Genomic DNA, 20,787 nt, shown 5'->3' with positions numbered 1-20,787 from the left:
GGCGAACTCCCCACAGGGAAGGTCCTCTGGGGGATGAAAAGAGGCTCAGCCGCAAGGCGCAGCAGCCCGACGGCACCAACTCAGGCATCCAGAACAGCGGATCCATGCAGAAGGTGCAGAACCAGCCAGGAGCCTTCAGCTCAAGCCAGACTCAGGACAATTCCGGCATCGGGCGAGACGAGTTACCGGGCGTCGCCGCAACGCACTGACGCCCGGTGGGATGGCAAGACCTTCCGAGCCCGGCGGCAGCACCACAAAGCAGCGCGGGCTGCCGGGAGGGGCAGAGCCCGGCGTACGCGGAGATCGACGCCCCCCGCGCCCCGACCGCAGGCGCCACCATCACCTCGTATCAGCGAGGGAATCCGATCCGCCGTTGATGCCAGGCTCCTCCCACCGCCCCTGATCTGCCAGTCTTGTCCAGCGTGCGTCAGGAACGCGTCGGCAAGGCGCCAAGAAATCAGGAGGACGTGTGACAGGGCGGGAGGTCCCCGACGAGTATCTGGACGGGTATGTCCAGATACTGACCGAGGTGTGCGCGACGGGTCGCCGCTTCACCAGGGACGAGTTGGAGTCCCTGCGAACCCGGGGGGAACGCGCCGCCGAGGCGGGCTTCGGCCTGCGGGCCGTCCTTCGCCGGCACTTGGCCGTGGCCCGCGATCATTGGCCCGAACTCTCCGCCGCGGCGGGTGATCGCGCGCTGGCCGCCGTCGAGCAGGCGATCGACGCCTTCGCCGAGGGGCACGAACGGGCGCAGCTGCTCGCCGTACGGCAGGAGGAGGCGGTGCGGCGCGAGTTCATCGACGACCTGCTCTACGGCCGCAGCGACCTGGGCCGCCTGTCCGAACGGGCCGAACGCTTCGGGCTGCTCCTCTCCCGCGCCCACGCCGTCGCCGTCGCGCAGGGCAACAAGCCCGTCGAGGAGACCGACCCGGCCACCCGGCAGGTGGAGAGCGCCGTGGTCGGCCGGTTCGGCGAGCGGCGCATTCTGCTCACCACCAAGGACGGCAGGCTGATCTGCATCGCGCCGGGGGACCAGGACGACGTGCTGGCGTTCTTCGCCAAGCAGGCGTACGCGGCCACCGAGGGCGGCCAGGTCGCCATCGGACGTCCCCACCCCGGTGCCGGGGGTGTCGTCCACTCCTACGAAGAGGCTCTCAACGCCCTCGACCTGGCAGACCGGCTGCAGATCCACGAGCCGGTGCTGCGCGCGGCCGACCTCCTCGTCTACCCGGTCCTGACCCGCGACCGACAGGCCATGGCCGACCTCGTCGGCAACACCCTCGGCCCGCTGCTGAGCGCACGAGGCGGCGCCCGGCCCCTCGTCGAGACGCTGACGGCGTACTTCGACTCCGGCTGTGTCGCCGCCGAGGCGGCCCGACGTCTGAACCTGAGCGTGCGGGCCTTCACCTACCGCCTGGAACGCATCCACAAGCTCACCGGTGCCGACCCCGGCGATCCCGTCCACCGCTACACCCTGCAGACCGCGGTGATCGGAGCCCGGCTCCTCGGGTGGCCCGACGACGAGGTGTGACGGCCGACAGCCCATCGTGAGCCGTTCCCACGCTGACGATCAAAGCCCCACGGCTGTGGCTGTCTGATCGTTTGCGGTGAGCCCGAGACGCCGGACGGAATAGTCTGATCATGGGACGGGCTGTTGAGCCGGTGCGATTTCTGAACAGGGGTGGGTGCGCACGTGCTGGTGGCTGATCGGTACCGGCTGCAATCGGTCGTCGGCCGGGGCGGCATGGGAGAGGTGTGGCGGGCGACCGACGAGTTGCTCGGCCGCCCGGTGGCGGTGAAGCTGATGCTGACGCAGCAGACCGACCCCGCGGCCACCGCGCGCTTCCGGCTGGAGGCACAGACCTCCGCGTCCCTGAGCCATCCGCACGTGGTGGGCGTCCTGGACTTCGGCTCCTGGGAAGGACGGCTGTACCTCGTCATGGAGTTCGTCGAGGGCGGCAGCCTCGCCGACGAGACGTCCGGCAACCGCCGTCTGGCACCGGAGCGGGTGGCCGTGATCGCCGCGCAGTCGGCCGCCGCCCTGGCAGCGGCGCACCGCCAAGGTGTGGTGCACCGCGACATCAAGCCGGGCAACCTGCTGTGCGAGGCCGACGGCACCCTGAAACTGGGCGACTTCGGCATCGCCCGCTTTCTCGACGATCCGAACGGCGGGCTGACGACCACTGGTCAGATCGTCGGCACCGGCCTCTACCTGGCTCCCGAGCGGGCCCTGGGCCGGACCGCGGGGCCGGCCTCCGACGTGTACTCGCTCGGCTGCGTGCTGTACCAACTGCTCACCGGACAGCCGCCATTCACCGCCAGCAACGCCACCACCCTGCTCTTTCTGCACGTCGACACGCCGCCCGCGCCGCCCGGCCCGCTGAGCGCAGGTCTACCGCCCGCCTTCGAGAACTACCTGCTCGGCATGCTCGCCAAGCAGCCCGAGGACCGTCCCACCGCGCAGGAGGTCGCCGACTGGTTCCAGGCGGAAGCCTGGCGGGGATCCCCACAGCCCCTGCCGGCCCTCGACGGCTTCGAGTCCTTCACCGCCCCGACCGCTCGGAAGACGGCGGATCCGGCCGACAGCACGACGTACCGGCTCCCGCCGGCCCGTCACCGCACCCCAGCCGGTCGTCGGCGGCGCGTGCACATTCCGGCCGGACAGCGCCCGAGAACCGTCGTCATCCTCGCGGCGGCCGCGCTGTTCGCCGTGTCCCTCCTGGTCGGCGCGGTCTGCTTCGCGCCCGGTGGCAGTCCCTCCTCCTCCCCGAACGCCGACTCCGGCGTGGGCGCGGACGCCAGTCCGGAACCCTCCGTGTCTCAGCCCTCGGCAGGTCCGCCGAGCGCCGACCCGACGCCTGCCGCCGTCCCCATCGATGAGACGGACACTCGCGTGGGCGAAGACTCAGCAGGCGACGCCGACCCGCAGCCGAAGAAGGACAAGAAGGGAAAGAAAGGCTGACAGGTCTCCCGTCGAAGGCGGACCTGCCCTACCAGGCGGCACGGGACGTCACGGATTCCGGTCCGTGCCGTCCGTCTGGGACGCCAGGTCGGCGATCTGAGCGACGAGCGCCCCGGTGAGCACCGCCCAGGCCACAGCGCCAAAGCCTGCGGCCTGCCAGCCGACGACAGAGACGAGCACGGCCGCTGCGACTCCAGCCGCGACAGCCCGCCGTCTGGTCAGGAACGACCACTGCCGACGCAAGCTGCCCGGACGGCGGATCTCCACCAGTCCGGTTCTGATCACCAGCATGGCCATGACGGCCAACGGCGCCATGAGAGAGGCGTCCACGCCCGTTGCTCTCCGATCCGGCGTGATGGACAGGGGATTGGCCCGCTTCGAGCGGCGTCAGCCGAGTGCGAAGTAGCGCAGCCAGACGTAGCCGAGGGCGAGGGACACGGTCACGCCGGTGACGACCAGGCCGTACTTGGTGAACTGCCAGAAGGAGATGGGCTGGCGGTTGCGTTCGGCGATGCCGAGGACGACCACGTTGGCGCTGGCGCCGATGGCGGTGGCGTTGCCGCCCAGGTCGGCGCCGAGCGCGAGGGCCCACCACATGACGTGGTCGCTGCCACCGCCCATGTTCTGGACGAGGTCGCTGGTGATGGGGGCCATCGTGGCGACGTAGGGGATATTGTCGACGATGCCGGACAGGACCGCGGAGGCGCTCAGCATGGTCATGGAGCCGCCGAGTTCGTTGTCGCCGATCACGTCGGCCAGGGCCTTGGAGATCTCACCGATCACACCGGTCTCGATCAGCCCGCCGATCATGATGAAGAGCCCGGCGAAGAAAGCCAGGGTGGGCCACTCAACCTCTTGGAGCACCTCCCGGGTCTCCGCCGTGGAGATGGCGATGAGCAGTCCTGCGCCGAGCAGAGCGACGACGCTGGGCTCGTAGTGCAGCACCGGGTGCAGAACGAAGCCCACGACCACGAGGGCCAGGACCACGAGGCCCTGAACGAGCAGCGTCCGATCCTTGATGGCCTCGCGCTCCTCCAGCGCCATGATCTCGGCGGCGCGATCCCCGTCGTAGACGAAGGACTTGCGGAACATCACCCGGCACAGCAGAAGCAGTGCGATCACCAGGACGACCACGATCGGCGCCAGATGGACCAGGAAGTCGTTGAAGGTCAGCCCGGCCCGGCTGGCGATGATGATGTTGGGCGGATCACCGACGAGGGTCGCCGTGCCGCCGATGTTCGACGCCATGACCTCGGCGATCAGGAACGGGACGGCCGGCAGGGCGAGGCGCTCGCAGACGAGCAGTGTCACCGGCGCGATCAGCAGCACCGTGGTGACGTTGTCCAGAAGGGCCGAGGCCACGGCCGTGATCACGACCAGCATGGCCATCACGCGGAAGGGCTTGGCCCTGGCCTTCTTCACCGACCAGATCGCCAGGTACTCAAACATGCCCGTCTTCTTCAGCACGCCGACGATCATCATCATGCCCATGAGCAGGAAGATGACGTTCCAGTCGACGCCGCTGTGCTCGGAGTAGAACGCCGACTTGTCGTCGGTCGCCCGGATCGCGAGCATCAGGCCGGCGCCGCCGAGGGCGACGGCGACGCGGTGGATCTTCTCACTGATGATCAGCGCGTACGCGCAGACGAAGACGACGACCGCCGCCCAGCTCTGCCAGTCGTTCACGGTCCTCCGATGAAGTGCTCCAACAAGACGTTCGCGGTGATCGCCCCAAGTAACGTGACTGCGCCGCCGCCATGCTCGATCACCGCGACGACGGGGCAGTCCTTGCGTGTCATGAGGGCGGCGACCTCAGACGGCGAGTCCTCCGAGCCCACCAGGCCGGGCGTGGTACGACGCCGGGGCAGCCAGTCGGCCACCGACCGCCCGGAGAGCGTTTCCTGGGCGCCGTCGTCCAAACGATCGGCGATCAGAGACAGCAGTGGATCCAGGGGGTCGGATTCAGGCACCAGGGCGCTGAGGAGCTGGGCGGTGGGGATGATCGCGTACGGACAATCCACCTGGTCGAGCACCAGCAGAGCGGGCAGCCGCTCGCGTATCAGCAGCCGGGCCGCGTCCTGGGCGTCGTCGTCGACCCGCACCGTCGGATACGGGCGGGCCAGGTCACGCGCGAGCGTCAAGACGGCCCTCCTCGGGCGTGGTGGTGGCGGGCTGGTCCTTGTCCGGGATGCCGACGATGTCGTCGACGTCGAACGCGCGCGCGATCGGGACGTCCGTGGAGCTGTGGGCGATGATCGAGAAGGCGATGCACACCGCGATGAGGGTGAACGCCTCCTCGGCCTGCGGGATGCCGGACTGCAGCACGAGCAGGCCGTAGACCACCGAGGCGAAGCCCTTCGGCCCGAACCAGGCCGCCACCAGCTTCTCCTTGCGCGAAATGACGCTCGTGCCGAGCAGCGAGATGAGCAGCGAGGCCGGGCGGATCAGCACGATCGCCAGAACCACTGCCACGTACCCGCCGAAGGAGAGGTCGCCGAACAGCTGCGGGGTCAGCAGCGCGCCGAACACCAGGAGTGCCGCGAACTTCGCCAGCTCCGCCAGCGCCTCGCCGAGTGGTTCGAAGGACGTCTTGGCCTCCGGAGAGACGCGCGCCAGGGCCGCGCCGGCCGAGAAGGCGGCGAGGTAGGGGTTGGCGTGGGTGAGGTGGCAGGTCGCGTACAGGATGATCCCGGTGGCCAGCGGCAGCAGCGGCTGAAGCTTCGGCTCAGCGCCCAGCAGCCGGAAGCGTACGAGACCGTTGACCAGCAGGGGAAGCACGACGCCGAAGACCAGGCCGAGCAGCAGTTCCAACGCGATGGTGGAGCCGGAGGCTTCCGCGCTGTCCGCGGTGGGGCCGGCGGCCGCGATGAGCATCAGGACCACGGGGAGCGCGAGCCCGTCGTTGATGCCGCTCTCCACGTTCAGCAGCTGCCGCAGCTTGGCCGGGACTTCCTTGCGTCCGACGATCGCCGACGCGAACACCGGGTCGGTCGGCGCCAGCACGGCTCCGACCAGGAACGACGTCGTCCAGTCCAGGCCCACCAAGTAGTGGGTGACCAGGGCCATGAAGACGAACGCGAGCGGCATGCCCAGGCCCAGGGCGCGTGCGGGGTTCCTCCAGCCGGCGCGCAGCTTGGGCAGGGACACGTGCATGCCGTCGGTGAAGAGCACCGCGAACAAGGCGAGGTCTGCTGTGACGGACACGATCTCGCTGTCCGGCGTGATGTGAATCAGCCCGAGGAATCCGTCGCTGACCAGCGCGCCGCCGACCAGGAAAAGGAAGGACGTGGAAAGTACCGTCCGCGCCGCCAGGCCCGACAACAGCACCGCCACCAACAGCGCGGCACCGAACACCACCACGAGCACCATGACGGCCACCCCCGATCGGAAGAGAGACTTGTCCCCTACTCGCCGACCAGGCTTCCCGGCACACCACGGTGAACCTTACCTGCCCTTGATACGTCTTTGACAGCTCGCTGACGGGCACCACGGAGGCACGGGCGTTGCCGGAACCCGGCAACATTGTTCGGTCTTCAGCCGAGCTCGGCGAAGGTCTCCACGGCGTGGGTCTTGCCGGTGACGACGATGACGTCGCCCTTCTGGACGACCGTCTCGGCGGTGGCGTAAGTGAAGTCCTCCCCGGGGCGCTTGATGCCGACGACCGTGACGCCGTATCTGCTGCGGACCTGGCTCTGGCCGAGCGGGACGCCGGTGGCGAGGTCCGGCGCGACGGTCTTCACCAGGGCGTAGTCGTCGTCGAACTCGATGAAGTCCAGCATGCGGCCGGTGACCAGGTGGGCGACGCGCTCGCCCATCTCGTGCTCGGGCAGGACCACGTGGTGGACGCCGAGGCGTTCGAGGATCTGGCCGTGCTGACGGCTGACGGCCTTGGCCCAGATGTTGGGCACCCCGGCCTCGAGCAGGTTTGAGCTGACCAGGATGCTGGCCTCTATGTCGCTGCCGATGGCGACGACGGCGCTGGTGAACTCGTGGACGCCGAGCTGGTGGAGTGTCTCGGGGTCGGTGCAGTCGGCGACGGCGGCGTGGGTGAGGCCGTCGCTGTACTTCTGGACCAGACGGCTGTCGGTGTCGAGGCCGAGCACGTCCCACCCGCGCCGCATCAGCTCGCCGGCCAGGGAGTAGCCGAAGCGGCCGAGACCGATGACCGCGACACGCTGGTCACCGCCGCCCTGGGCAGGCGTCTCGGTGCGGCGCTTGCGGCGCCGTCGGCGCAGGAAGGTGAGGTGGTTAACCAATGACGGGTCGCTCCTCGGGCAGTTCGTAGCGGCGGGTGCGCTCGCGCAGGGCGAGCGCCGAGACCAGGGTGATGGGTCCCAGGCGGCCGACGAACATCAGGCCGACCAGCAGCAACTGTCCGGCCGTCGGGACGTCGGCGGTGATACCGGTGGACAGGCCCACCGTGCCGAAGGCGGAGACCACCTCGAACAGCACCGCCTCCAGGCTCTCCTCGGTGAGCGTGAGCAGGGCGAGCGTGGAACTAATGACCAGACCGATGCCCAGCAACGCCACGGTCAGAGCCTGGCGCAGCACGTGCGGGGCCAGGCGGCGGCCCAGCATCGAGGAGGTGGGCTCGCCGCGGACCTCGGCGAGTATCGCTGCGGCCAGCACGGCGAACGTGGTGACCTTGATGCCGCCCGCGGTTCCGGCGCTGCCGCCGCCGATGAACATCAGCACGCAGGTCATCAGCAGCGTGGAAGCGTGCAGGGCGCCGATATCGATCGCGTTGAAGCCGGCGGTACGGGACATGACCGAGTAGAAGAAGCCGTTGAGGACCTTGTCCGCCGTCGTGAGGGGGCCGAGGGTGTCGGCGTTGGTCCACTCCAGCAGACAGGTCAGCACGGTTCCGGCGGCCAGCAGGACGGCGCTGGTGATCAGCGTCAGCCTGGTGTGCAGGGTCCAGTTGCGCCGTCCGGTGGTGCGCCGTCGGTGCCGGTGGCGCAGCAGTTCCAGCACGACGGGGAAGCCGATGCCGCCCAGGATCACGGCGCCGGCGATCGGGAGGGTGACCCAGGCGTCCTGGGCGTAGCGGGTGATGCTGTCGGCGTGCAGGCCGAAGCCGGCGTTGTTGAACGCCGACACGGCGTGGAAGTAGCCCAGGTACACCGCGCTGCCGACGCTCTCTCCGTACCCGTAGCGGAAGCGCAGCGCGAGGACCGTGCCGGTTGCCAGTTCGACGATCAGCGTGGTGCCGGCGACACCGAGCAGCACTCGTCGTACGTCGCCGATGCCCAGACTCTTGGTCTCCGCCTGCGCGGTCAGCTGCATGCGCAGGCGCAGCCGCCCGGAGACCAGCAGCGCCAGCAGCGAGGCCATCGTCATGATCCCGAAGCCGCCGACCTGGATCAGCGCGAGGATCACGCCCTCGCCGAATCCGCTCCAGTACGTTCCCGTGTCCACGACAGCCAGTCCGGTGACGCACACCGCCGACGTGGAGGTGAACAGCGCGGTCACGAAGCCGGCGCCGGCGCGTTCCTCGGTGGCGATCGGCAGGGCCAGCAGCACCGCGCCGACCAGGACCACGAGGGCGAAGGCCACGACGACCGAGCGAGCAGGGTGTGCGGTCAGCAGCGACGGCTGTGACCGCATCCGCGCCCCCCGTGTTCTCACCGCTGTCACCTCCATCCCCTGACGCCCAGCTTCCGCGCAGCTCTGTGTCAAAGGCTCGTCAAGATCCCGGCCGCACACCTTACCTGCACAAACTCCACCAGCCCCGGGACAGCCAGGACAGGCGGCTTCATGGCACGATTTCGGAGTGAACCGCCCCACCGTCAGGGAACTCCGCCGCACCGGGGAGTTGTCGTGAGGCTCCCTCCAGCTCGCGGAGCCGCCGAGAGCGAGCTCCCCACGAAGGTGGTCGAGACGGGCCACGGGCCGCTGGAATTCCGCCTCGATCGTCGCGGGCCGGAGACCGTCGTAATCTTCCATGGCGGGCACATGCGGGCCGGGCTGGCCCTGGGTGAAGAGCCGTTCACGCAGGCGGGCTACTCCCTGCTGGTGCCGTCACGGCCCGGATACGGCCGTACCCCGGTCAAGACCGGCGGTTCGGCAGAAGGTTTCGCCGACGCCATCGCCGCGCTCTGCGCACGTCTCGGCGTCACCCGGGTCGCGGCGGTGGTCGGCGTCTCGGGCGGGGGTCCCACGGCCGTCGCGATGGCCGCACGGCACCCTGCCCTGGTGGAGCGGCTGATCCTGCAGAGCGCGGTGGGACCGGTGCCCTGGCCCGACCGCCGTACGTACCTCGGCGCTCACGTCGTCTTCGCTCCCCGCACCGAACCGGCGACGTGGGCGCTGGTGCACGCGCTCGTACGGCACGCGCCGGATGCTGCGCTTCGGATGCTGTTGCGTGATCTCACGGTCCTTTCGGTCGGGAAGGTCGTGGCGGGCTTGCGGCCCGAGCACCGGGAGACGGCGATCGCCTTGTTCACGCGGATGCGCTCGGGGCACGGGTTCCTCAACGACCTCCGAGATCTCAAGGCCGGCCCCGGCCTCAGGCGTCTGTCGGCCGAAGTCGAGCAGCCCGGCCTGGTGATCGCCAGCCGCTACGACGGCGCCGTGCCGTTCGCCCATGCCCAGGCCCTGGCCGCCGCTCTCCGGAGAGCGGAGCTGCTGGAGAGCCACGCGGACAGTCACTTCGTCTGGTTCGGCGACGACTGGCCCGCCATCGCCACTCGGATCCGCGGCTTCCTCGGGCCTTGAAGCCTCTCCGCGTCAGAGATCCGTCAAGGCCGAGCCCACGGCCGTATGAGGAGCGTTAACGACCGTCGCCTCCCCCCTGAGAAGGGGGTTTCCTCTAGAGGTCCGTTCTTGTCCGAACCTCATTCAGGAGACTGCGATGGCCGACGTGGCCTTCGTCCTCACCACCGTCGCGGTGTTCGCGCTGGTGGCTTTCATCGCCAAGGGGGTGGCGAAGCTGTGACCGCCGAGAACGTCGTCGGACTGGTCGTGGCCGTCACCCTGCTGGGCTATCTCGTCCTCGCCCTGATCTTCCCGGAGAGGTTCTGAGCACGCCCATGAGCCCGGTACTTGCTGACGTGCTCCTGGTGACCGCGCTGATCGGCGCGCTCGCTCTGGTCCACCGTCCCCTCGGCGACTACATGGCCGCCGTCTATTCCTCCACAAAGCACCTACGGGTCGAGCGGTGGATCTACCGCTCGGTCGGCGCCGACCCGGACGTCGAGATGCGCTGGCCCGGCTACCTGCGCGGGGTGCTCGCCTTCTCCGCGGTGAGCGTGCTGTTCCTGTACGTGCTGCAGCGGCTGCAGGACAAGCTGCCGCTGTCGCTCGGCTTCAAGCCGATCAGCCCCGACCAGGCGTTCAACACCGCCGCTTCCTTCGTGTCCAACACCAACTGGCAGTCGTACTCGGGCGAAGTGGCGATGAGCCACGTCACCCAGACCGCCGGGCTCGCCGTGCAGAACTTCGTCTCCGCCGCAGTCGGCATCGCCGTCGCTGTCGCGCTGGTGCGCGGGTTCGCCCGGTCCCGCACGGGTGACCTGGGCAACTTCTGGGCGGACCTGGTGCGCGGCACCGTCCGCATCCTGATCCCGGTCTCCGTCGTCGCGGCCGTACTGCTGATCGCCGCTGGCGCCATCCAGAACTTCGGCGACATCCACACCATCACCACGCTCACCGGTGACAAGCAGGCCATCAGCCCCGGCGCCGTGGCCTCCCAGGAGGCCATCAAGGACCTGGGCACCAACGGTGGCGGCTTCTTCAACGCCAACAGCTCCCACCCGTTCGAGAACCCCAACGGCTTCACCAACCTGCTGGAGATCTTCCTGCTGCTGGTGATCCCATTCTCGCTGCCGCGCACCTTCGGCAGGATGGTCGGCAACGTCAGGCAGGGCTACGCCGTCGTCGCGGCCATGGGCATCATCTGGTTCGCCGGCGTGGTCGCCGTGACGTGGATCGAGTACGCCCACCCCGGCACCGCCTCCCAGTTGGCGGGCGGGGCGATGGAGGGCAAGGAACAACGGTTCGGCGAAGGACCGTCGTCGCTGTTCGCGGTGTCGACGACGATGACCTCGACCGGCTCGGTCAACTCCTTCCACGACTCCTACAGCGGTCTGTCCGGCGGCGTGCTGCTGCTCGGCATGATGCTGGGCGAGATCGCGCCCGGCGGTGTCGGCTCCGGCCTCTACGGCATGCTCGTCATGGCGGTCATCGCCGTCTTCATCGCCGGACTCATGGTCGGCCGCACGCCCGAGTACCTGGGCAAGAAGATCGGCACCCGCGAGATCAAGCTGGCCGCCTGCTACATCCTCGTCACCCCGGCGCTGGTGCTGATCGGCACCGCGGTGGCGATGGCCCTGCCGGACGGCAAGGACGCCATGACCAACATCGGGGCGCACGGCTTCTCCGAGGTCCTGTACGCCTACACCTCGGCGTCCAACAACAACGGCTCCGCCTTCGCCGGCTTCGGGGCGAACACGGACTTCTTCAACACGACGCTGGGGCTGTGCATGATGCTGGGCCGCTTCCTGCCCATGGTGTTCGTGCTGGCGCTGGCGGGCTCGCTCGCCGAGCAGAAGCCCGTTCCCGCCACCGCAGGCACCCTGCGCACCGAAAAGCCGCTGTTCACCGGCCTGCTGGTAGGCGCGATCCTGATCATCACCGGTCTGACGTTCTTCCCGGCACTCGCGCTGGGCCCGCTGGCCGAGGGACTGGCGACATGACCACTCGTATCGAGAAGCAAGAGGACCCGATGCCCACGGTTACACCCAGCCGGGCACCACACAGCGACGTACCGACCGGTCACACGGACCATGGCCGTGTCGGTGCGGGCTTGTTCGACCCGAAGCAGCTGCTCACGTCGCTGCCTGACGCCTTCCGCAAGCTCGATCCGCAGGTGATGGTCAAGTCGCCCGTGATGTTCGTTGTGCTCGTCGGCTCCGTGGTCACCACCGTGCTGACCGTCAAGGACCCCGGTGACTGGTTCGGCTGGGTCATCGCCGCCTGGCTGTGGCTGACCGTCGTCTTCGCCAACCTGGCGGAGGCGGTCGCCGAGGGCCGCGGCAAGGCGCAGGCCGACACCCTGCGCAAGGCCAAGACCGACACGGTCGCCCGACGGCTGCTGAAGGACGGCACGTCCGAGGAGCAGGTGCCGGGTACGGAGCTGAGGATCGGCGACCTGGTCGTCTGCGAGGCCGGCGACATCATCCCCGGCGACGGTGACGTCGTCGAGGGTGTCGCGTCGGTCGACGAGTCCGCGATCACCGGTGAGTCGGCACCCGTCATCCGTGAGTCCGGCGGCGACCGCTCGGCCGTCACCGGCGGCACGAAGGTGCTGTCCGACCGCATCGTCATCAAGATCACGACAAAGCCCGGTGAGACCTTCATCGACCGTATGATCAACCTCGTCGAGGGAGCGGCCCGGCAGAAGACGCCGAACGAGATCGCGCTGAACATCCTGCTCGCGTCCCTCACCATCGTCTTTCTGCTGGCGGTCGTCACGCTGAAACCGTTCGCGATCTACGCGGGCGCGGACAAGCAGACCTCCATGATCGTGCTCACGGCGCTGCTGGTCTGCCTGATCCCGACCACCATCGGCGCGTTGCTGTCCGCGATCGGCATCGCGGGCATGGACCGCCTCGTGCAGCGCAACGTCCTCGCCATGTCCGGCAGGGCAGTCGAAGCGGCTGGTGACGTCTCCACCCTGCTGCTGGACAAGACCGGCACCATCACCCTCGGCAACCGGCAGGCGTCCGAGTTCGTGGCCGTGCGCGGGACGACCGAGGCCGAGGTGGCCGACGCCGCGCAGCTGTCGTCGCTGGCCGACGAGACGCCCGAAGGCCGCTCCATCGTCGTCCTGGCGAAGGAGAAGTACGGGCTGCGCGAACGCCACCAGGGCGAGTTGGCGCACGCCGAGTGGATCGCCTTCACCGCCCAGACCCGCATGTCGGGCGTCGACGTCGACGGGCGCAAGGTCCGCAAGGGCGCGGCCGGTTCGGTCGCCGCCTGGGTGCGCGAGCAGGGCGGCGAGGTCGCCGAGGACGCCGGCATCCTGGCCGACCGGATCTCCGAGGCCGGCGGCACCCCGCTGCTCGTGGCCGTCGAGGACGACCGGGGCGCACGCGTCCTGGGGGTGATTCACCTCAAGGACGTCGTCAAGGAGGGCATGCGGGAGCGGTTCGACGAACTGCGGCGCATGGGCATCAAGACCATCATGATCACGGGCGACAACCCTCTGACGGCGAAGGCGATCGCCGAGGAGGCGGGCGTCGACGACTTCCTCGCCGAGGCCACCCCCGAGGACAAGATGGCCCTCATCAAGCGGGAGCAGGCGGGTGGCAAGCTCGTCGCGATGACCGGCGACGGCACCAACGACGCCCCGGCTCTCGCCCAGGCGGACGTCGGCGTCGCGATGAACACCGGCACGTCGGCCGCCAAGGAGGCCGGCAACATGGTCGACCTCGACTCCAACCCGACCAAGCTCATCGAGATCGTGGAGATCGGCAAGCAACTCCTCATCACCCGGGGCGCGTTGACCACGTTCTCCATCGCCAACGACGTCGCGAAGTACTTCGCGATCATTCCGGCCATGTTCGCCGTCGCCTACCCGTCACTGGACAAGCTCAACATCATGGGTCTGGCCAGCCCCGAGTCGGCGATCCTGTCCGCCGTCGTCTTCAACGCGCTGATCATCATCGCGCTGGTCCCGCTTGCCCTGCGCGGTGTGCAGTACCGGCCGATGAGCGCGGACAGGATGCTCCGCCGCAACCTCGGCATCTACGGCCTGGGCGGGCTGATCGCACCGTTCATCGGCATCAAGCTCATCGACCTGCTCATCTCGCTGATCCCCGGGATCGGGTGAAGGACATGAACAACTCCGTTACGAACACCGCACGGATGCTGTGGGCCGCCCTGCGCATGCTCCTCGTCCTCACCGTCGTGACCGGCGTCATCTACCCGCTCGCCGTCACCGGCATCGGCCAACTCGCCTTCCACGACCAGGCAGGCGGCTCCATCGTCAAGGTCGACGACAAGGAGGTCGGCTCGACGCTGATCGGCCAGAGCTGGAACTTCAAGGGCACCGACAAGCCCGACCCGAAGTGGTTCCAGGGCCGTCCGTCCAACAGCGGCTACGACCCGCTGGCCACCGGCTCCAGCCAGCTCGGCGCCAGTGACCCGACCCTCGTCAAGAACGTCGAGGCCGCGAAGAAGCAGGTCGCCGCCTTCAACGGCGTACCCGAGTCCGAGGTGCCCAAGGACGCGGTCACCGGCTCCGCCTCCGCCATCGACCCCGACATCTCCCCGCAGTACGCGGACATCCAGGTCAAGCGGGTCGCGCAGGCGAACGGGCTGCCCGTCGCCCAGGTGCGGAAACTGGTCGACGACCACACCCGGGGACGCACGCTCGGCTTCCTCGACCAGCCGCGCGTCAACGTCCTCGAACTCAACATCGCGCTCAGGACACTGGCCGAGAAGAGCTGACCGCGTTGCCACCGCAGCAGGCGGGAGCCAGCGGCACGAGGAGCATCCTCCGGCCGCCGACTCCCGTCTCTGCCCCACCATCCCCCACAGAACAGACCCGGCGAAGGTGGTGCCCGTTGCCCGGCTCACCTCCCGCACCTCCATGGAAGGCGGCACGGCGATGACACGGGTGCTGGTCGTGGACGACGATCCCCAGCTCCTCAGAGCCCTCGTGATCAACCTCAGGGCCCGCAGGTACGAGGTGGACGCCGCGCCCGACGGGGCGACCGCCCTGCGGCTGGCCGCCGCCCGGCCGCCCGACGTGGTCCTGCTGGACCTCGGCCTGCCGGACATCGACGGCCTCGACGTGGTCCGGGGGCTGCGCGGCTGGAGCCGGGTACCGATTCTGGTGGTCTCCGCCCGCCATGCCGAGGGCGAGAAGATCGAGGCGCTCGACACCGGCGCCGACGACTACATCACGAAACCCTTCAGCATGGAGGAACTCCTGGCCCGGCTGCGGGTGGCCCTGCGCCACCTTGAACCCGCGCCCTTGGCCGACGGCAGGCCGCTGGTCGTGCATACCGAGGAGTTCACGGTCGACCTGTCGGCGAAGAAGGCCACGCGTGGTGGCGGGCAGGTGCGCCTGACCCCGACCGAGTGGCACATCCTGGAAGTACTGCTGCGCAACCCGGGGCGGCTGATCACCCAGCAGCAGCTGCTCCAGGAAGTGTGGGGTCCTGCCGGCCGCAGCAAGACCCACTACCTTCGCGTCTACATGGCCCAGCTGCGGCACAAACTGGAAGCGGACCCCTCCCATCCGCGCCACCTCATCACAGAGCCCGGCATGGGCTACCGCTTCGAGGAGTGAGAGACCATGGCACGCGGCAAGCTTCGGATCTATCTCGGCGCGGCGCCGGGTGTCGGCAAGACGTACGCGATGATGTCGGAGGCGCACCGCCGCATCGAGCGGGGCACCGACTGCGTGGTCGCCTTCGTGGAACACCACGACCGGCCGCGCACCGAGGTAATGCTGCACGGACTGGAGCAGGTGCCGCGCCGCGAGATCGGCTACCGCGACACCACGTTCACCGAGATGGACGTCGACGCGGTCCTCACCCGCCGTCCGGACGTCGCCCTGGTGGACGAGCTCGCCCATACGAACATCCCCGGGTCCCGCAACGCCAAGCGGTGGCAGGACGTCGAGGAGCTGCTGGCCGCCGGGATCGACGTCGTCTCGACCGTCAACATCCAGCACCTGGAGTCCCTGGGCGACGTCGTCGAGTCGATCACCGGTGTACGGCAGCAGGAGACCGTCCCCGACGAGGTGGTACGGCGGGCGGACCAGATCGAGTTGGTCGACATGTCCCCCGAGGCGCTGCGCCGCCGCATGGCGCACGGCAACGTCTACAAGCCCGACAAGATCGACGCGGCGCTGTCGAACTACTTCCGCCCCGGCAACCTGACCGCCTTGCGGGAGCTGGCCCTGCTGTGGGTGGCCGACCGGGTTGACGCGTACCTGCAGCAGTACCGCGGGGAGCACAACATCCGCTCCACCTGGCAGGCCCGCGAGCGGATCGTGGTCGGCCTGACCGGCGGTCCCGAGGGACGGACCCTGATCCGCCGGGCCGCCCGCCTCGCGGAGAAGGGTGCCGGCGGCGAGGTGCTGGCCGTCTACATCGCCCGCAGCGACGGTCTGACGTCGGCCTCGCCCAAGGAACTGGCCGTGCAGCGCACGCTGGCCGAGGACCTCGGCGGCACCTTCCACCACGTCGTCGGCGATGACGTCCCCGCCGCGCTCCTGGACTTCGCGCGCGGGGTGAATGCCACCCAGATAGTCCTCGGCGCAAGCCGCCGCCGCACCTGGCAGTACGTTTTCGGTCCCGGTGTGAGCGCCATCGTGGCCCGCGAGTCGGGCCCCGACCTGGACGTCCACATCGTCACCCACGACGAGGTCGCCAAGGGGCGCGGGCTGCCGATCGCACGAGGCAGCCGTCTGGGCCGCTCGCGCATCATCGGGGGCTGGCTGGTCGGCGTGCTCGGCCCACTCCTGCTCACCTACGCGCTCACCCACATCGACACGGGCCCGGACCTCACGAACAACGTACTGATCTTCCTGGCCCTGACCGTGGGAGCGGCCCTGCTCGGCGGCCTCCTGCCCGCGCTGGCCTCGGCCGCCGTCGGCTCGGTGCTGCTCAACTGGTACTTCACTCCCCCGGTGCACACCTGGACCATCGCCGACCCGGAGAACATCGTCGCCATCGCCGTGTTCTTCGCCGTGGCGGTGTCCGTGGCCTCGGTCGTTGACCTGGCGGCCCGGCGCACGCACCAGGCCGCCCGGCTGCGCGCCGAGTCGGAGATCCTCTCCTTCCTCGCGGGCAGCGTGCTGCGCGGCGAGACCAGCCTGGAAGCACTGCTGGAACGGGTCCGCGAGACCTTCAGCATGGACACGGTCGCCCTCATGGAACGCGAGAGCGAGGTCACCCCCTGGACGATCACCGCCAGTGTCGGGGGCACCCGGCCCCTGCGGCGCCCCGAGGACGCCGACGTCGACATGCCCGTCGGCGACCACCTCGCACTCGCCCTGACCGGCCGCGTCCTGCCGGCCGAGGACCAGCGGGTGCTCGCGGCCTTCGCCGCCCAGGCCGCCGTGGTCCTGGACCGCCAGCGGCTGCAGTACCAGGCCGACCAGGCCAAGGAACTCGCCGAGGGCAACCGCATCCGCACCGCGCTGCTGGCGGCCGTCAGCCACGACCTGCGCACCCCGCTGGCCGGGATCAAGGCCGCGGTCTCCTCACTCCGCTCGGACGACGTGGCCTGGTCCGAGGAGGACCAGGCCGAACTCCTGGCAGGCATCGAGGAGGGTGCCGACCGCCTCGACCACCTCGTGAACAACCTCCTCGACATGTCCCGGATCCAGACCGGCACCCTCACCCCGCTGATCCGGGAGACCGACCTGGACGAGGTGGTGCCGATGGCACTGGGCGGCATACCCGACCCCGAGGAGAGCGTGGAGCTGGACATCCCCGAAACCCTGCCGATGGTCGCCGCGGATCCGGGGCTGCTGGAGCGATCGGTCGCCAACGTCGTGGAGAACGCGGTCAAATACAGCCCCGACGGCAAGCCGGTGCTGGTGTCGGCCAGCGCCATCGCCGACCGGGTGGAGGTCCGCGTGGTCGACCGTGGCCCAGGCGTCCCCGACGAGGCCAAGGACCGCATCTTCGCCCCCTTCCAGCGCTACGGCGACGCCCCGCGCGGCGCGGGAGTGGGCCTCGGCCTCGCCGTCGCGCGCGGCTTCGCCGAGGCGATGGGCGCCACCCTCGACGCCGAGGACACCCCAGGCGGCGGCCTCACCATGGTGCTCACCCTGAAAGCGGCTCCCGGCCTGCAGACCGCAGACCCCGATGTCCCGGCCACTGCTTCGAGATAGCGGCGGGCCGTGGAGCGGATGGACTGTTCGACCGGCCCGCTCGCCTCAGGGCTGACCGCCATCCGTGGAGAGGCCCGAGACCCTGAAGACGGCTCTGACGGTTTCCTCGTCGATCCGTCGGGAGATCTCCCGCAGCGCGGACGCTCCGCGTCGGAGGCTCCCTCGCTCCAGAGAACCACGGACGCCCGCGTCCACTAGCCGCCAGAGCGCAGGATCGGCCACGAGCACGTCTGGATCCACCTCGATCTGGGCTCCGTACACATCACGGAGGACCAACCGCCGCGGGCTCGCACCCGACCAACGCGGTACGGAATCGCCTTCTCTGCCTGGCCGGGGAAGTCGTGCGTCTTGACCCTCACGGGGTGCCCTGCGGGCCGCCATTGGTGCCCGGCGTTCTTGTAGTGGCCGATCAGCTCCTGCTTCTTGCTGTCCACGCTGATCACCGGGTCACCGGCGTCCCGGTGGTCTCGTGCCTGCTCATTGAGGTAGCGGAACTGGGGGTCCCGGTCCGGGTGCTGAGCACCCTCGATGGTCTTGGCGTTGGCCTGCAGACTGAAGCCTTCCTCCCGCAGCAGGCCCGCGACCGTGTCGGCGGAGACGCGATGGCCCTGCCGGGTCAGCTCCGCTGCCAGCTTCCGCGTCGACTTCGTCGTCCACCGCAGCGGCGACATCGGATCACCCCGCTCGTCGGGCTCGACCAGCGCAAGTAGCGCCGGCCGCAGCCCCGGATCGAGGTCCACAGCCTTCTTCCGGCCCCCGCCAGGATGACTGACCCGCCCCAACACAGCCTGACCAAAGTCCAGTTCAGCCGCTCCGCGCGAGACCGTGCCCTCCCGGACCCCGGCCGCGGCAGCGACGAGCCTGATCCCACCATGCCCCAGCGCCAGTGCTTCCGCCCCTATGGCCAGCCGACGCTGCCGCTCGTCCAGATGCGGCAACAACACCTGGAACTTCGCAGCCAGGACGGCCTCGATCCCCTCCGGTCTCCCCATACCAGAGCAACGAGCCCCGCAGCTGGAAGCCAGGACTTGTTTCCCGGCAAGCCCTAAGAAACCGTCACCAGCGCGTCAGGAATCAGGGGGACGACGTGACCGAGCGGGAACTTCCCGAGCAGTTTCTGGACGGTTACGCCGAGATCCTGACCGAGGTGTCGGCCACCGGGCGACGCCTCACCCGGGACGAGATCGCCTCCCGCCGCGTCCTGGGCGAGCAGGCCGCCGAGGCCGGCCACGGGCTGCGCGCCCTCGTCAGCGCGCATCTGGCTTGCGCCCGCACGGCTTGGCCAGGTTCACCCGGCTCCGCCGACGACGCGCTCGCCGCCGTGCAGCAGGTCATCGACGCCTTCGCCGAAGGCTACGAACGCGCCCAGCTCCTGGTCGTACGCCAAGAAGAGGCCGCCCGCCGCGAGTTCATCGACCACCTCCTCTACGGCCGCAGCGACCTCGGCCGCCTCGCCGAACGCGCCGAACGCTTCGGCCTGCGCCTGTCCCACGCCCACGCCGTCGCCGTCGCGCAGGGCCCCGCCACCTACGACGAGGGCGACCGGGTGCCCCAGCAGGTGGAACGGGCACTCATCTCCCGCTTCGGCGACCGCAGCATCCTGCTCACCACCAAGGACGGCCGCCTGCTGTGCGTCGCCCCGGCCACCAGGACGAGGTACTCGCCTACTTCGCCAAGCAGGCGCACGCCGCCACCGACGGCGGCCGGGTCGCCATCGGCCGCCCCCAGCCCGGTCCCGGCGGCGTAGTCCAGTCCTACGAGGAAGCGCTCAACGCCCTCGAACTCGCCGAGCGCTTCGACCTCGACGACCCCGTCCTGCGCGCCGCCGACCTGCTGGTCTACCCCGTCCTCACCCGCGACCGCCAAGCCATGGCCGACCTCGTCGCCGACACCCTGGGACCGCTCACCACCGCCCGCGACGGCGCCCAGCCCTTATTGGACACCCTCACCGCGTATTTCGACTCCGGCTGCGTGGCCGCCGAGGCCGCCCGCCGCCTCACCCTCAGCGTGCGCGCCCTGACCTACCGCCTGGAACGCATCCACAAACTCACCGGTGCCAACCCCGCCGACCCGACCCACCGCTACATGCTCCAGACGGCCGTGATCGGAGCCCGGCTTCTGGACTGGCCGGCCAAAGACGTCTGACACCGCCCGCCGCCACGGCCGGCCGCCGACAACGCGTACGACGTCCACAGCCGTCCCCCCGCCCTCGATGGCCGGCGTCCACTCACCTCGCGCTCCGACCCCGCTGACACGGCATGCCGCACGGCCCGGCTACGCGGCCCCCAGCGCGTCGAGGGCCCCGGTCACCGTCCTCGTCAGCTCCCCGGCATCGGCGCCCGCACGGGAACGTAGATTGACTCCGTAGGCGAGCAAGGCCAGCAGGTCGGCCGCGGCCCCGGGGTCGGTGCCGGGTTTGAGCTGAGCCTTGGCCTCGGCGGCGACGAGTGCCGTGCGCAGCGCCTCCCGTAGCTCCCCGTGGTGCCGGTCGAGGACGGCCCGGATGTCGGGGTCACTGTTCTCGCCGCCGGCATGAGCGTTGGAGACCATGCAGCCCCATTGGGCGTACGCGCCTGAGCAGCGGGCCTCGATCAGCGCGGCGAAGAAGTCGTGAACGGCGGGCAGGCCGCGGTCGTCTCCGGCCAGGCGGCCGAACGCCGGATGGGAGCGTTGCTCGATGTACCGGCGCAGTGCGGCACGGTACAGCTGCTGCTTGCCGCCGAAGGTGGCGTAGAGGCTGGAGCGGTTCAGTCCGGTGGCCGTCACGACGTCCTGGATCCCGGTCGCCTCCACGCCCTGGCGCCAGAACAGCCGCATCACGACGTCCAGGGCCGTGTCGGGATCGAAGTGTTTGACGTCCGGCATGTCTCAGTCCTCGGCATCTTGAAATGAGGGTTCCAAGATACCGTCCCGCCCGCTATCTTGAAACGGTCGTTCCGAGATAGCGGAAGACGACATGACCGGC

The 20,787-nt window shown here is 69.5% G+C and carries 16 protein-coding genes and 2 pseudogenes; 10 read left to right on the top strand and 8 right to left on the bottom strand.

Features of this window, described 5'->3' with window-relative positions; translation table 11 throughout:
* Positions 1-469: 469 nt before the first annotated feature.
* Together ACN6LD_RS05620 and ACN6LD_RS05615 are read left to right on the top strand one after the other, a co-directional pair.
* A complete protein-coding gene (locus ACN6LD_RS05620) occupies positions 470-1,531 on the top strand; it encodes a PucR family transcriptional regulator (RefSeq protein WP_334450212.1) in 1,062 nt (353 codons plus the stop codon).
* 168 nt (positions 1,532-1,699) lie between these two features.
* Entirely contained in the window at positions 1,700-2,962 is a 1,263-nt protein-coding gene (locus ACN6LD_RS05615; protein WP_443042339.1) for a serine/threonine-protein kinase, read from the top strand.
* 48 nt (positions 2,963-3,010) lie between these two features.
* Here ACN6LD_RS05615 and ACN6LD_RS05610 read toward each other — a convergent pair whose 3' ends face one another.
* The 6 genes from ACN6LD_RS05610 to ACN6LD_RS05585 all read right to left on the bottom strand — a co-directional run bounded on the left by ACN6LD_RS05610 (position 3,011) and on the right by ACN6LD_RS05585 (position 8,590).
* On the bottom strand, positions 3,011-3,292 hold the full coding sequence (locus ACN6LD_RS05610) for a hypothetical protein (protein WP_334450208.1): 282 nt from the start codon (positions 3,290-3,292) through the stop codon (positions 3,011-3,013).
* A 57-nt stretch (positions 3,293-3,349) separates the two neighbouring features.
* Entirely contained in the window at positions 3,350-4,648 is a 1,299-nt protein-coding gene (locus ACN6LD_RS05605) for an ArsB/NhaD family transporter (RefSeq protein WP_334450206.1), read from the bottom strand.
* Positions 4,645-5,103 (bottom strand): CBS domain-containing protein, encoded by a 459-nt coding sequence (locus ACN6LD_RS05600; RefSeq protein WP_334450204.1) that lies wholly within the window; start codon positions 5,101-5,103, stop codon positions 4,645-4,647. The genes ACN6LD_RS05605 and ACN6LD_RS05600 overlap by 4 nt, the downstream gene beginning before the upstream one ends.
* A complete protein-coding gene (locus tag ACN6LD_RS05595) occupies positions 5,087-6,331 on the bottom strand; it encodes a cation:proton antiporter (RefSeq protein ID WP_334450202.1) in 1,245 nt (414 codons plus the stop codon). The genes ACN6LD_RS05600 and ACN6LD_RS05595 overlap by 17 nt, the downstream gene beginning before the upstream one ends.
* Before the next feature lie 164 nt (positions 6,332-6,495).
* Positions 6,496-7,218, bottom strand: coding sequence for a potassium channel family protein (locus ACN6LD_RS05590; RefSeq protein WP_334450200.1), 723 nt, complete (start codon positions 7,216-7,218; stop codon positions 6,496-6,498).
* Positions 7,211-8,590, bottom strand: a complete 1,380-nt coding sequence (locus tag ACN6LD_RS05585; RefSeq protein ID WP_445042632.1) for a TrkH family potassium uptake protein — start codon at positions 8,588-8,590, stop codon at positions 7,211-7,213. Before ACN6LD_RS05585 ends, ACN6LD_RS05590 begins: the two co-directional genes overlap by 8 nt.
* A 192-nt stretch (positions 8,591-8,782) precedes the next feature.
* Here ACN6LD_RS05585 and ACN6LD_RS05580 point away from each other — a divergent pair, with 192 nt between their 5' ends.
* From ACN6LD_RS05580 to ACN6LD_RS05550, 7 genes are all read left to right on the top strand, one after another.
* Positions 8,783-9,679, top strand: coding sequence for an alpha/beta fold hydrolase (locus ACN6LD_RS05580; RefSeq protein ID WP_445034302.1), 897 nt, complete (start codon positions 8,783-8,785; stop codon positions 9,677-9,679).
* Positions 9,680-9,895: 216 nt separating this feature from the next.
* Complete coding sequence (gene kdpF, locus ACN6LD_RS05575) at positions 9,896-9,985, top strand: K(+)-transporting ATPase subunit F (protein WP_334450194.1); 90 nt, start codon at positions 9,896-9,898, stop codon at positions 9,983-9,985.
* Positions 9,986-9,993: 8 nt separating this feature from the next.
* The gene (gene kdpA / locus ACN6LD_RS05570; RefSeq protein WP_445034301.1) at positions 9,994-11,658 is read left to right on the top strand and encodes a potassium-transporting ATPase subunit KdpA; all 1,665 of its coding nucleotides are present in this window, start codon (positions 9,994-9,996) and stop codon (positions 11,656-11,658) included.
* Positions 11,655-13,796 carry a potassium-transporting ATPase subunit KdpB gene (kdpB, locus tag ACN6LD_RS05565; RefSeq protein ID WP_445042631.1) on the top strand — a complete coding sequence of 714 codons (2,142 nt, stop codon included), beginning with the start codon at positions 11,655-11,657 and terminating at the stop codon, positions 13,794-13,796. Before kdpA ends, kdpB begins: the two co-directional genes overlap by 4 nt.
* A gap of 5 nt (positions 13,797-13,801) precedes the next feature.
* Entirely contained in the window at positions 13,802-14,416 is a 615-nt protein-coding gene (gene kdpC, locus ACN6LD_RS05560) for a potassium-transporting ATPase subunit KdpC (protein WP_334450188.1), read from the top strand.
* Positions 14,417-14,576: 160 nt separating this feature from the next.
* Complete coding sequence (locus tag ACN6LD_RS05555; protein WP_334451866.1) at positions 14,577-15,263, top strand: response regulator; 687 nt, start codon at positions 14,577-14,579, stop codon at positions 15,261-15,263.
* Positions 15,264-15,269: 6 nt separating this feature from the next.
* Entirely contained in the window at positions 15,270-17,822 is a 2,553-nt protein-coding gene (locus tag ACN6LD_RS05550; RefSeq protein ID WP_334450186.1) for a sensor histidine kinase, read from the top strand.
* Between the two features lie 257 nt (positions 17,823-18,079).
* Here the strand turns inward: ACN6LD_RS05550 and ACN6LD_RS05545 are convergent.
* A pseudogene (locus ACN6LD_RS05545) lies at positions 18,080-18,814 on the bottom strand (ISAzo13 family transposase); the annotation flags it as partial.
* 95 nt (positions 18,815-18,909) lie between these two features.
* Between ACN6LD_RS05545 and ACN6LD_RS05540 the strand changes: the two are divergent.
* Positions 18,910-19,967 (top strand): annotated as a pseudogene (locus ACN6LD_RS05540) (PucR family transcriptional regulator).
* Positions 19,968-20,096: 129 nt separating this feature from the next.
* Here the strand turns inward: ACN6LD_RS05540 and ACN6LD_RS05535 are convergent.
* Positions 20,097-20,687 carry a TetR/AcrR family transcriptional regulator gene (locus ACN6LD_RS05535; RefSeq protein ID WP_334450182.1) on the bottom strand — a complete coding sequence of 197 codons (591 nt, stop codon included), beginning with the start codon at positions 20,685-20,687 and terminating at the stop codon, positions 20,097-20,099.
* Positions 20,688-20,787: the final 100 nt, after the last annotated feature.

The organism is Streptomyces sp. SAS_272 (assembly GCF_052543235.1).
This window is presented reverse-complemented; position numbering and strand designations above follow the sequence as displayed.

Coding starts and splice junctions, on each gene's coding strand:
- ACN6LD_RS05595 (WP_334450202.1), bottom strand. CDS start 6,331: ATGGTGCTCGTGGTGGTGTTCGGTGCCGCGCTGTTGGTGGCGGTGCTG.
- ACN6LD_RS05535 (WP_334450182.1), bottom strand. CDS start 20,687: ATGCCGGACGTCAAACACTTCGATCCCGACACGGCCCTGGACGTCGTG.
- kdpA (WP_445034301.1), top strand. CDS start 9,994: ATGAGCCCGGTACTTGCTGACGTGCTCCTGGTGACCGCGCTGATCGGC.
- kdpB (WP_445042631.1), top strand. CDS start 11,655: ATGACCACTCGTATCGAGAAGCAAGAGGACCCGATGCCCACGGTTACA.
- ACN6LD_RS05555 (WP_334451866.1), top strand. CDS start 14,577: ATGACACGGGTGCTGGTCGTGGACGACGATCCCCAGCTCCTCAGAGCC.
- ACN6LD_RS05550 (WP_334450186.1), top strand. CDS start 15,270: ATGGCACGCGGCAAGCTTCGGATCTATCTCGGCGCGGCGCCGGGTGTC.
- kdpC (WP_334450188.1), top strand. CDS start 13,802: ATGAACAACTCCGTTACGAACACCGCACGGATGCTGTGGGCCGCCCTG.